7 protein-coding genes and 4 pseudogenes are annotated in these 11,567 nt (G+C 67.6%); 7 read left to right on the forward strand and 4 right to left on the reverse strand.

Annotated elements, in window-relative coordinates; translation table 11 throughout:
• The first annotated feature begins 204 nt into the window (after window positions 1-204).
• The 6 genes from ACLHRZ_RS39545 (at window position 205) to ACLHRZ_RS39570 (ending at window position 5,991) form a co-directional block, all read left to right on the forward strand.
• Window positions 205-723 (forward strand): transposase, encoded by a 519-nt coding sequence (locus ACLHRZ_RS39545; protein ID WP_490423450.1) that lies wholly within the window; start codon window positions 205-207, stop codon window positions 721-723.
• Between the two features lie 56 nt (window positions 724-779).
• Window positions 780-1,364 carry a transposase gene (locus ACLHRZ_RS39550; RefSeq protein ID WP_490423451.1) on the forward strand — a complete coding sequence of 195 codons (585 nt, stop codon included), beginning with the start codon at window positions 780-782 and terminating at the stop codon, window positions 1,362-1,364.
• Window positions 1,365-2,513: 1,149 nt separating this feature from the next.
• Window positions 2,514-3,092: a hypothetical protein gene (locus ACLHRZ_RS39555; protein ID WP_490423452.1), complete on the forward strand. Its 579-nt coding sequence runs from the start codon at window positions 2,514-2,516 to the stop codon at window positions 3,090-3,092.
• 162 nt (window positions 3,093-3,254) lie between these two features.
• Entirely contained in the window at window positions 3,255-3,875 is a 621-nt protein-coding gene (locus ACLHRZ_RS39560) for a class F sortase (protein ID WP_490423453.1), read from the forward strand.
• Window positions 3,872-4,633: a hypothetical protein gene (locus ACLHRZ_RS39565; RefSeq protein WP_490423454.1), complete on the forward strand. Its 762-nt coding sequence runs from the start codon at window positions 3,872-3,874 to the stop codon at window positions 4,631-4,633. Before ACLHRZ_RS39560 ends, ACLHRZ_RS39565 begins: the two co-directional genes overlap by 4 nt.
• Window positions 4,634-4,695: 62 nt before the next feature.
• Entirely contained in the window at window positions 4,696-5,991 is a 1,296-nt protein-coding gene (locus ACLHRZ_RS39570; RefSeq protein ID WP_490423456.1) for an ATP-binding protein, read from the forward strand.
• Between the two features lie 231 nt (window positions 5,992-6,222).
• Here the strand turns inward: ACLHRZ_RS39570 and ACLHRZ_RS39575 are convergent.
• The 4 pseudogenes from ACLHRZ_RS39575 to ACLHRZ_RS39590 form a co-directional block, all read right to left on the reverse strand.
• Window positions 6,223-6,624, reverse strand: a pseudogene (locus ACLHRZ_RS39575) (transposase); the annotation flags it as partial.
• 188 nt (window positions 6,625-6,812) lie between these two features.
• Window positions 6,813-7,614: pseudogene (locus tag ACLHRZ_RS39580) on the reverse strand (transposase family protein).
• Between the two features lie 152 nt (window positions 7,615-7,766).
• Window positions 7,767-8,261 (reverse strand): annotated as a pseudogene (locus ACLHRZ_RS39585) (IS701 family transposase); the annotation flags it as partial.
• A gap of 512 nt (window positions 8,262-8,773) precedes the next feature.
• Window positions 8,774-10,014, reverse strand: a pseudogene (locus ACLHRZ_RS39590) (IS256 family transposase).
• 441 nt (window positions 10,015-10,455) lie between these two features.
• On the opposite strand from ACLHRZ_RS39590, the gene ACLHRZ_RS39595 reads away from it, so the two are divergent.
• A complete protein-coding gene (locus tag ACLHRZ_RS39595; protein WP_490423455.1) occupies window positions 10,456-11,055 on the forward strand; it encodes a pyridoxamine 5'-phosphate oxidase family protein in 600 nt (199 codons plus the stop codon).
• Window positions 11,056-11,567 lie beyond the last annotated feature (512 nt).

Genomic DNA, 11,567 nt, shown 5'->3' on the forward strand with positions numbered 1-11,567 from the left:
AGTTCCCACCTAATTCATGACACTCCCTCGACTTCCGAAACGCGCCCTAGGGCCAATGCCGTGACTCCGTTGGCGATGTTCGAAGCGGGCTGACTTCGGGGTTGGCTGGTGGTTCGTTGGAAGGGTGCGGGGTGGCCTCGGGTTCCGGGGGTGGGTGTGGTGTCGCTGCGGCCGAGGAGTTTCCAGCGGATTCCGGTGAGGACGGTGCGTACGGCGTGGGCGGCGTGTCCGAAGGGGACGCCGGCGATGGTGGTGCGGGACCGGCTGGATGTGCTGTTCGGGGACGAGGGGTTCGCGGATCTGTATCCGTCCGACGGTCGGCCGGGGTTCTCGCCGGGGCAGCTGGCGCTGGTGTCGGTGCTGCCGTTCGCGGAGAACCTCTCGGACCGTGCGGCGGCGGATGCGGTGCGGACGAGGATCGATCTGAAGTACGCGCTGGGCCTGGGGCTGGAGGACCCGGGCTTCGACTACTCGGTTCTCAGCGAGTTCCGGGCCCGGCTGGCCGAAGACGACGCTGCTGACCGGCTGTTGCGGGTGATGCTGGCACGTCTGGTCGAGGCGGGACTGCTGAAGGCCGGTGGCCGGCAGTGCACCGATGCCACGCATGTGCTGGCCGCGGTGCGCACGCTCAGCGGGCTGGAGCTGGTCGGCGAGACGCTGAGGGCCGCGCTGGAGGAACTGGCCGGAGCCGACGGCGGGTGGCTGCTGTCCCTCCCCTCGTAGCGAGTTCGTGTTTGCAGGGGAAGTTGGGGTTCATGGAGTCCGAGCAGCGGAGGTACATGTCTGGGTTCGGTGAGGGTGTTGTACGCATGGTGGTCGAGACGGGCAGGCCGGTCCCGGAGGTCGCCGAGGAGCTCGGTGTCCGCTCCGGGACGCTGCACAGCTGGGTGTCGTGGTGGCGCAACGGCTCGGCGTCCTCCGGCCGGCCCGTGCCGGCCACGGCTGGCAGCCGGGTCAGGGAGTCGGAGCGGGCTGGGCTGGAGCGGCTGCGGCGGGAGACGGCGGAGAAGAACAAGCGGGTCCGCGGGCTGGAGATGGGGTGCGGTGTCTTCAGACGCTGTGTGGCCTTGTGGGTGAAGCAGCTGCTGCGGACCGGGCCCGGGTGGCCGGGGTGGTCAGCGGCTGCAGGGTTGGGCAGGACATTCCGCACACCCTGGCGTGCCGCGTCCTGGGCGTGGGCGAGTCGTGGTTCTGCAAGTGGCGTCATCGGCCTGTCACCGCCCGTGAGGTGCGGTGCGGGAAGCTGGCCGACGCGGTCGGGCAGGTCTTCGGTGAGCCGGGCGGCGCGTATGGCTCGCCGGAGGTCTGGATCACGCTCGTGCGCCAGGGCTGGAGGGTCTTGGTGGACACCGCCGCGGAACTGATGGCCGGACTCGGCCTGGCCGGGATGCACGGTCCGAAGGCGCCGGGGGGTGGCCAGGGCGGGCGAGCGGCCCGCGTTCGCGGACTTCGTGCGGCGCGGCTTCACCGCCGATGCCCCGGACCGGGTATGGGCCGGGGACATGAGGGAGATCGTCACCGGCGGGGGCAGGCTGTATCCGGCCACCGTGATCGGTCTGTTCTCGCGCCGCCTGCCCGGCTACGCGATGGGCGGGCGCCACGACGCGGAGCTGGCCGTCGCCTCCGCCGCACATGGCCGCGGCCATGTGCGGCGGCGTCAGGGGCGTGTTTTTCCACTCGGACCGCGGCAGCGGATATCAGTCCCGGCGCTTCAGACGGGCCTGCCGCCGGCCCGGCCTGACCCAGTCCACGGGCCGGGCCGGCCCGTGTTTTCGGCAACGCCGTCAGCGAGGCGTTCAGCAGTGTGCTCAAGGCCGGGTACGTCCACCGGCGTACCTTCACCACCCGCACCGGGGCACGGCTGAAGACCGCCACCTCCGATCACCGGCTCCTGCAGCGCCCGCCGGCTGCACAGCGGGTGCGGGTACCGGAGCCCGGCCGGCTACGGACAAGACCATCAGGCCAACGCCATCATGGAGCTGGCCGCTTGAAAGACCTCCACGGCACAAGGGGGTTGATATTTCCACGCTCACCGTCAACTGGGACGAGCGCAGCGCCACTTGTTGCAGTGCACGGTCAGCGTGGAATGGAGACCGCTGCAGATCAGCGGACGCGACTACATCCAGGTCAAGTCCGCCAAGGCGGACTGTTTGCCCTGCCTGGCCCGGACACGGTGCACCAACTCCGTCGCCCGTCCTCGCGCGCTCGCGCAGCTGCCTACGCGTGAACGAACTCCACCGGCGGGCGTCCTGTCACAGCTGACATGTGCCTGCGGCGTGTGTTGCGAAAGTCCGTGATCGAAGTGGCGGCCCTCATAGCGGTCTTGACGGGGTGACGCAACGGACTCGCACGGAGCGGGGGCGTTACGTCATTGCGTTCTGATCTCGCGATGTTCGTTACAAATCCGCTATACAGGGGTGATTTTTGGTATCTACGTTTTCAAGTGCCGCCTGCTTCAGAGCGCGGGCGGTGGCTGATGTCTGATCGGACATACCGAGGTAAAGGATCCTCCGATGGCGTACACCTGCAAGCTGATCCGTTCTGCCGCTGTAGCGGCTGCTGCCGGTTCTGTGCTGCTGATACCTGCGACTGCCGCGTTCGCCGACAGCCCGGCGCCGCACAATTCTCCGGCTGCCTCGCCGCAGCAGCCGGTAAAGGGCCAGCCGTGGAAGGGCGGTACGTCCTACGACATCGGCGGCGGCATGGAGGCCGTTGTCAAGGACGGCAAGGCGTATGTCAAGAGCGCGGGCGAGGACAAGGCCGTCAAGGTCCTCAAGCCGGGCGAGGTCTACAACGACGGCGTCTACGTGAAGTTCAACGCCGACGGCAAGACCGTCACCGCTCAGACCCAGGGCGGCAAGGGTGCCAAGCCGCATACCTCCGGCGAGCACGGCACCCAGGACAAGGGGACGAAGGGCCCGGGCCAGCAGGGCGACAAGCAGACCAGGATCACTCCGAAGGGCGGCGTCAAGGCCGGTGCCGAGGGCGTGCAGAGCGCCGACCACGGCACCACCACGCTGCTCGCCGGCGGCGGTGCCGCTGCAGTTGCCGCGGGCCTGGGCTTCACCCTTCTGCGTCGCCGCAACAGCTGACGGCGCTCTGCGCCCTGTCGTACACGTGTCATGGCGGGGAAGGGGTCGCCCTCCTGCCTCTACCGGCGGCCCCTCCTCTTTCACCCCGCCCCCGTGCCGGTAACCCAGCACACGCGCGCCTGCGCCTGCCGTGCGCGCCCGGAATCTTTGGAGCCAGTCCCTGTGAACGCCCGTGCCGCATCCCGGTCCGGCCGTCTTGCTGCTGTCGGCGCACTTGTCCTCACCCTTGGTGGAGGGCTGGCGGCCTGTGGCGGCGATGATGCCCCCGGCCCCGCTGTCAGGGTCGACAACGCCTCAGCCGCCGCGGACGCCGAATCCGTTGAGCCGATGGAGCCGTCCAAGCCGACCCGGCTCCAGATCCCTGGGGCAGGTGTGGACGCCAGCCCCCTTCTTTCTCTGGATGTGGACGGCCGGGGAGAACTGGCCGTGCCTTCGGTCGACAAAGCCGGCCAGGCAGGGTGGTATACGCGGAGCGTCACTCCTGGGGAGATCGGCCCGTCCGTCTTCGTGGCCCACTACGACACCGTGAAGGGCCCGGCGTTGATGAAGAACATCGGGAAGGCCAGGGTCGGTGGCCTGATCAAGGTCGGCCGTGAGGACGGCACCACCGCTACGTTCAAGATCCGTGAGATCCAGCAGGTCGCCAAGAAGGACTTCCCGACCGACAAGGTCTACGGCGACACCAACCGCCCCGAGCTGCGTCTGCTCACCTGTGGCGGCCCTATCGTCGAAGGCCACCGCACAGACAACATCATCCTCTACGCCGACCTCATCGCCTCATGAGGCGTACCGCCAGGTCCGCCGCCTGCAGCGTCACCCGCCCGGGGTGGACACCGGCCGTCGCCGTGCCCGCGTTGGCGCTGGTCGGCGTACTGCTCCTGCTGCCGTTCTCGGGCTGCGACAGAGCTGGCGGTCTGCGCAGCGCCGGGCCGGCTCCGGTGGTCGAGGCCCCTGTGCAGCTGTGGCCGGACACCACCCCGGCGCCGCCCCCGCGCAACGCCGACAGCCCCGCACCGGCGCCCGCGCCGGTGCCCGGCATTCCCAACGCCCCCTCCGACGACATCCGCCGCGTTGCCCCCCTCGCTATTGTCCAGGCGGAAGTGCGGGCGCATCCCGATGACCAGGTGGGCCCGGACGGCATGGGCAAGGAGACAGCTCGCGCGATCCTGGCCTGCCGGGCTGCGGGCGAAAAAGGCTGTCCCCTGCGCACGCCGCGATACCACGACCTGACCGGGGACGGCCGGGACGAACTGGTCGTCGGCTTCGAGATGAACGACGTCGCAGAACACTCCCTGGTCCTGCGCGTGTACACACTGCGCGACGGGGCGCTGGTCCGCATCATGTCCACCTATTTCACACACCCGCGGTCGCTGGAGGTGTCGGGCCACGACCTGATCGTGCACGTCTATGACGAGACCCGCCCTGACTACGAGTCCCGCCAGCTCTACCGGTGGAACCCGCAGGCCCACTACCTGACGGAGCAAGTCCATGAGATCCGGCGTGCACAGCCCACGGCCTTGCATGCACCCACCGCGTCATGACCTCCCGCCCTGCCCGGTGCATCCGGCCCCTCCCCCCGTGGCCGAAACGCCTGCTGCGGCGGATGAACCCCTACGCACGAACCGCCACGCTCCAGGGCAAGTTCGCCATCTTCATCACCGTCATGTGCTGCGCCCTCACTGCCGTACTGGGCACGCTCGTGCACATCTCCGTCACCCACCAGAGCGCCGACCGCGCCCGCAAAGACGCCCTGGCCACCCTGGAGACGGCCGCCGCCCACTACACCTCGGGCAAGCCGCCGGGCAGCGGCGCCGCCGTGGACCCCGCCGCTCTGCCCGCCTCCCTGCGCACGCTTGCCGCCTCCGGGCAGCGCGGCACCGAAGCCGGCAGGGTCCAGGGCGAGGACACGGGCCACCACGTCATGTGGGCCGCAGGCCCGGCCGAAAACGGCCACGTACTGGCCGTCGCCCTCGACTACCGCAAGAGCGAAGAGCGGATCGCGGCCCTCGACCGCACCATCGCCCTCTCCTCCCTCCTGTCTATCGCGCTGACGCTGGCTGTGGGGTCGTTCTGCGTCAACCGGATAACCCGCCACCTGCACACCACCGCCCAGGTCGCCCGCCGGATCAGCGCCGGAGACCTCGACGCCCGGGTCAACAACCCATGCGTGGCCCGTTCCGAACACACCCACGACGAGGTCACCGCCGTCTCCGCCGCGCTCGACACCATGGCCCACACCCTGCAGCAGCGGCTGCACAGCGAACAGCGCTTCACCGCAGATGTCGCACACGAGCTGCGTACCCCCCTCACCGGCCTGCGCGCCGCCGCTGAACTGCTGCCCCCCGGCCGCCCCACCGAGCTCGTCCAGAACCGGGTGCAGGCGCTGTGCCACCTCACCGAGGACCTGCTGGAAATCTCCCGCCTCGACGCACACATCGAGCGCGCCGACCTCGGCACTCACGACCTCGGCCCGATCGCCGAACGGGCAGCCGCCATGGCCGGGCTGGACACGCACGTACGCGTCATACACAGCACCCGCATCGAAACCGACCGCCGCCGTCTGGAACGGGTACTGAGCAACCTGATCGCCAACGCGCACAAACACGGCGCCGCGCCCGTCCACATCACCGTCGACGGGCCCGTCATCACCGTTCGGGATTACGGCGAGGGCTACCCCGCCTACCTCCTCACCCACGGCCCCCAGCGCTTCCGCACCGAGATCACGGCCGTTGGCAAGACCGGCCACGGGCTGGGACTCACCATCGCCCTCGGACACTCCCACGTCCTGGGCGCCAGCCTCACGTTCGCCAACGCCCCTGACGGCGGAGCAATCGCCACCCTCACCCTCCCCCCGAACGGGCCCAGCAGCCCGGGCGTGCTCACCGACCCGGAGAACTGATCGACGGATGACCGCGCGAGCCAGCTCGGCCTTGGTTGCAAACCCCTGTTCTCCAGGGACCTTTGCGGCTCGGCAGTGGTCAGGATCGTCCGCCCACGACTTCGGCAGGTAGAAGCTCCCGGCCCTCCAACGCCCGCCCCCTGTGCTGCCGGCAGGCTCTGTCAACTTGTTCTTCTCCGCCGTCTCCCGCCGCAGCCGCTCCAGCCCAGCCCGCTCCGACTCCCTGACCCGGCTGCCAGCCGTGGCCGGCACGGGCCGGCCGGAGGACGCCGAGCCGTTGCGTCGCCACCACGACACCCAGCTGTGCAGCGTCCCGGAGCGGACACCGAGCTCCTCGGCGACCTCCGGGACCGGCCTGCCCGTCTCGACCACCATGCGTACAGCACCCTCACCGAACCCAGACATGTACCTCCGCTGCTCGGACTCCATGAACCCCAACTTCCCCTGCAAACACGGACTCGCTACGAGGGGAGGGACAGCGACAGCTGCGGCCTTTGCCGTTGATGTAGCCGCTGATCCAGGTGGCGCGCCCCGAGCGGAGCGAGGGCGAACGACAGGAGAAGCGGCGAGCAACGGCCGCACTCGCCCGTGCGGAAGGCCACAGTGACTCCCGAGCTCACCGACATCGATCATGCGAGGGCTTCAGGTGACTCCCGAAGCCTCGTCGGAACGACTCCCGTTGCCGCGTGCACAGCCATACACCGGAGCGATTGCCGTGGCCACGTGCCTCACCACCGCGGGCCGGTCATCGTCGCACGTCTCGGTGAAGTGGACTCGGAATCCGCTCCAGCCGGTGCCCCGCTTCGCCCAGTGAACCTTTTTCATCCTCCGTTTTGGCAGGTCAGCAGGGTATGGACGGCTTGGATGGCGGTTCCAATGCGGTTGGTGCTGCAGCGGGCCTTGCGGAGGATGCGCCACTGCTTCAGCTGCGCGAAGGCGCGTTCGCCAGGGGCTCGTAGGCGTGCGTGGACGCGGTTGAACCACTGGTAGTGGTCCGGGAGTTCGCGGTGTCGGTAGTAGGGGGTGCGGACGGTGGCGCCGGCGCCTTGGTAAGCGCGGTCGGCCAGGACCAGGATCTGCCGGGTCGGACATGCCTGGACGATGCCGTGGGCTCTGGCCGCGGTCAGGTCGTGGGTCCGTCCCGGCAGCGCGCGGGAGAACCACAGCGGGGTCCCGTCCCGGCGACGACCTGCACGTTCATACCGTGCCGCTGGTGCTTTTGCGAGTAGTACGGCTCGTCCGCTCCGATCCGGTCGGTGGGGATCAGCGTCCCGTCAGCGATGACGAAGTCCCCTTCACCCAGGCCGACGAGGGCCTCGCGAAGACCCGGTGTCCACGCGGCCAGGATCCCGAGGGTCTCGTCCACATACCGCCAGGCCGTCGTGGTGGAGACATCGAAACCATCCGCCACCTGCGCGAACGTCTCGTTCTTCCGCAGATGCGCCAGCACCAGCAGGGCCTGCTTGAAACAACCCGGCCTCCGCCAGGGAGACTTCAGCTCCCGCCGGCGGGCGTGGATCAGCCACGCCACGCGTTCGACGAGCTCGTGCGGGACGTCGAGCGTGGAAAGATACGGAACCAACAGGGCCCCTCGGACACCGGTGTGATGAGTGAAGTCACCACACCAACGACGAGGGGCCCTGCCACGTCACCCCCTCTGACCTGCACATCTCACCCTTCAAGGGACGGGATGAAAAAGGTTCATTGACCAGGTGATTCGCAACCACTGCTGGAAACCGCCTCTCAAGTGTCCAAGATCCGGGGTGAAGGCCCAGGTGGTGAGCGGGGGTATAGGGCACGGCGTGCAGGGGATAGTAGACGCGCTCGTCGGCCCAGCAGGTGGTCACTGTGACGACACCGCGGTCGATCTTCCCGACCGAGCCGAGATACTGCTTGCCCACATGCGCGGTTGCACTCCCGTCCTTGCGGTCACCGGAATCGTCGATGACCAGTACCCCGCCCGAGTGAGGAGCGGTCGCCGGGTCCGAAAGCAGCAGTTCCATGCGGCGGGCGTTGACCTTCTCGTGGTCCCAGGTCGACTCGGACAGGAAGAACTGCAGCCGCTGCACCGACCGGTGCTGGGCGCCTACCACGGGCTCTGTCCCGGCCAGGCAGGTGAGCGTCTTGTTCCGGTCCCGCGGCAGAAGCAACCCGGCCAGATACTCACGGAATCCCCGGCGCTGTGCCAGCGTGGAGAACAGGTCATCGAAACGCGCGGCATACGCTTCCAGCGGCCCCGGAGCAGGCGGACATGGCACACGCTTGGTCATCACAGCCCCCGAGAAACAGGCGAAGCTCCCACCAACCGGCCTACTACGGCCCGGAATCGCCATCAACAAACCACCGCTAGCAGCAGAGGATTCGCGGCGTGTGCACCCTCATGCCGGATGTTCAAGCAGGTGCCCGGGTGGGGAAGCGTGCAACTCCGGCCCGGACACCTGCCGGCACCCCGTGGCTTTGCCGGACTCACTCGGCGGTGCGGGGGGCGTGCGCTCGAATCCCTCCCCCCACACCCGTAAAGTGTGCCTTTCGGCAGGCCTGGTGGCACTCGCCAATATACGGTCAGCCCCCTCGCGCTGCGGCGGCGACGTGCCGTCTCGGGGCGAGGAGGGCGCCGGAGTAACCCGAGCCGGTGCCGTGCTCGACGGCTTTGTGACCGACGGTCGACTCTGTTGCTCTATTCGGGTTCACTCGGTGAGCTTGTAGGCGAGGCGGCTGGTGCGGACTCGGCGGAGGGGGTGGCCGGTCCAGTGCATGGTGTCCCTTGTGGTGGTGTAGGCGATCAATCGGCGGTCGTGTTGGTGGTGTGGGGTAGTGCGGGGGTGCTGTCGGGGGGCTCGGGGTAGAGCTCGGCCATGCTGCGCTCGGGCATGTAGCGGCGGGGGAAGGCGATCCATTCGTCGTGGAGTTCGAAGAGCACGGCGGTGACCAGCCGCAGCAGGGCGTCGTCGTTGGGGAAGACCTGGACGACGTCGGTGCGGCGCTTGATCTCCCGGTTGACCCGCTCCAGGGGATTCGTGGATTGGATCTTCTTCCAGTGCCGCTCCGGGAACACGGCGAAGGCGGTGAGGTCGTCCTTGGCGTCCAGCAGCATCTGTCTGACCTTGGGGAACTGGCTGCCGAGCATCTCGGCGACGGTGTCGACCTGGGCGCGGACCGTGGCCGCGGTGGGCTGGGCGAAGATCGTGCGGATCGTCGCGGCGACCATCTCACCGGCGTCCTTCGGGATCACCCCGAAGACATTCCGTGGAAAATGGACGCGGCATCTTTGGCAGGCGGCGCCGATCGTCACCTTGCGGATCGCGTTGACCAGCCCGGTGTGGTGGTCGGCGAGGACCAGGCGGACCCCGCTCAGGCTGCGTTCGCGCAGGTGACGAAGAAACTCGGTCCAGAAGACTTCGGTCTCGCTGTCGCCGACCATCACGCCCAGGACCTCGCGGCCGCCGTCCTCGGTGATACCGGTCGCGATCACCACGGCCCTCGAGGCGATCTGGTGACGGACCCCGGGCCTTGCAGTACGTCGCGTCGAGGTAGACGTAGGGGAAGCGGGTGTGGTCCAGGGGCCTGGTGCGGAACGCGTTCAGCGGCTCGTCCAGGGCGGCGCAGATCCTCGAGACCTCGCTCCTGGATATCCCGCTGTCCCCGCCCAACGCTTTGACCAGGTCGTCCACGCTGCGGGTGGAGACGCCCTCGGCGTATGCCTCCATGATGACGGCGTAGAGGGCCCGGTCGATGCGGCGCCGCCGTTCCGGCAGACAGGGGAAAGAAGCTCCCGGCCCGCAGTATGGGGATGGCCGGCTCCAGGTCGCCGGCCTGCGTGGTGAGCGTCTTGTCCCGGTGCCCGTTGCGGTAGTTGGTGCGGGCATCGGTGTGCTCGTTCCACTCGGCACCGATCTTCGCTGCGGCCTCGGCCTCGATCAGCTCCTGCAGCATCCTCTCGGCCACACCGCGGACGAGTTCGAGTCCCTCGGCCGAACGCAGTGCATCCAGCAGGCGAAGTAGTTCAGACTGGGACAGGGCCACTGCGTGTCTCCTCCCACGATGAACTGGGCGTTCATCAGGGAGAGTTGCACGGTGGCCCGTACCGTGCGCAGGGAGCGCGCACCATCAGCCGGAGCACACCGGCGCACTACTCACAGCTGATCGCCTACACCATCACACGGGACACCATCCCCTGTTCAGGCAGTGGTGCACCACCAGATGTGCCCAGACCTCCTGGTGCACCAGTGCCGGAGTGGCCGAGCGCAACACCTGCGCGGGCCCACGCTGGAACGCTTTGACCTGCCGGTAGGCCGATTCCGCCTCCCAGCGATCATGGTAGAGCAAGATGACTTTCCTGAAACCATCCTCACTCTCCCGTGAGCTGTCTCTGACGGAGTATCCGTCAGAGACAGCTCACGGGAGGGGTGCCCGCATGGCGGACTCTGCTTGTCTCCCCGGGAGGATCCGACGAGACTGTCCGGTATGGCGAATGTGCACGAGGGCATAGACGAAAATCTGCGGTCGTTCATCGAGGAGCAGCACATCTTCTTCGTGGCTACTGCCCCCTTGTCCGGGAGCGGGCACGTCAATGTTTCGCCGAAAGGCGTCGACGGGAGTCTTGCGGTACTCGATGGCAAGACTGTGGCTTACCTGGACTTCACTGGAAGCAGTGCGGAGAGCGTGGCACACCTGCGGGAAAACCGCAGGATCACTCTGATGTGGTGCTCTTTCGGCCGTCGGCCCAATGTTGTGCGTGTTCACGGGAGCGGTGAGACGGTGTTCCGTGATGACCCGCGGTGGGGAGAGCTGATCCGGTTCTTCCCGGCTGCAGGAGATCCTGGCGCAAGAGTGGTTGTTGTGGTCACCGCTGAGAGAGTGAGTGACTCCTGTGGTTTTTCCGTGCCGTTTCTCGAGTACCGGGGGGAACGGCGTCTGCTGGCGGAATATTTCGGACGCCGCGACGAGTCTTTTCATGCGGATTACGTTGAGCGTAAAAACGCCATGAGCATGGACGGCCTTCCGGCTGTGCCGGTTCCGCTGCCGCCTCGTACTGACATCAGGGCGGTTGCAGAATCAGGGTGATCTTGCAGGTATGCAGGTCACGGGGATGCAACGGTGCCGGTGGGGCCGCGACGCAAGCAATGAAGGAGTGATGGTGATAGTGGTGTGGTCCTCCGCCGGGTCTGACCCGCATCGAAGCCGTGTCGCGCGTCAGGCTTTCTGGCGCAGGGGTTTGTTGAGCCCTGGGGGGCTTTCCCATGAAAGCAGCCTTGCCTCACATCCCAGGGCGATTGCAAAGTCAATGCCGGGAAGATAGGGCCGAGGTCTGGTTGTCAAGCGGTTCGGTGAAGTTGGTGTAGAAGGACGGGGCTCCGCGTACAGGGTTGTTGCAAAGCCCGGTTGGCTGGGTGAAGTTGCTGGTCACAGCGTGGTGACGATGCGGGGATGTGCCGCTACGAAAGCATCGAGGCTCCTGTTGGGGCGGATGACCTTGCCAGTCACCGTCTCGAACCGGAGCCTCGATGTGCCGCCGGTCTGCCACTGAACCTTTTTCATCCTTCGTTTTCGCAGGTGAGGAGGGTGTGGACGGCTTG

Source organism: Streptomyces sp. AM25 (assembly GCF_058146165.1).

What these genes read in the sequence shown, in the direction of transcription:
- ACLHRZ_RS39550 (WP_490423451.1), top strand. Translation starts at nt 780, where the DNA reads ATGTCTGGGTTCGGTGAGGGTGTTGTACGCATGGTGGTCGAGACGGGC.
- ACLHRZ_RS39555 (WP_490423452.1), top strand. Translation starts at nt 2,514, where the DNA reads ATGGCGTACACCTGCAAGCTGATCCGTTCTGCCGCTGTAGCGGCTGCT.
- ACLHRZ_RS39565 (WP_490423454.1), top strand. Translation starts at nt 3,872, where the DNA reads ATGAGGCGTACCGCCAGGTCCGCCGCCTGCAGCGTCACCCGCCCGGGG.
- ACLHRZ_RS39570 (WP_490423456.1), top strand. Translation starts at nt 4,696, where the DNA reads ATGAACCCCTACGCACGAACCGCCACGCTCCAGGGCAAGTTCGCCATC.
- ACLHRZ_RS39595 (WP_490423455.1), top strand. Translation starts at nt 10,456, where the DNA reads ATGGCGAATGTGCACGAGGGCATAGACGAAAATCTGCGGTCGTTCATC.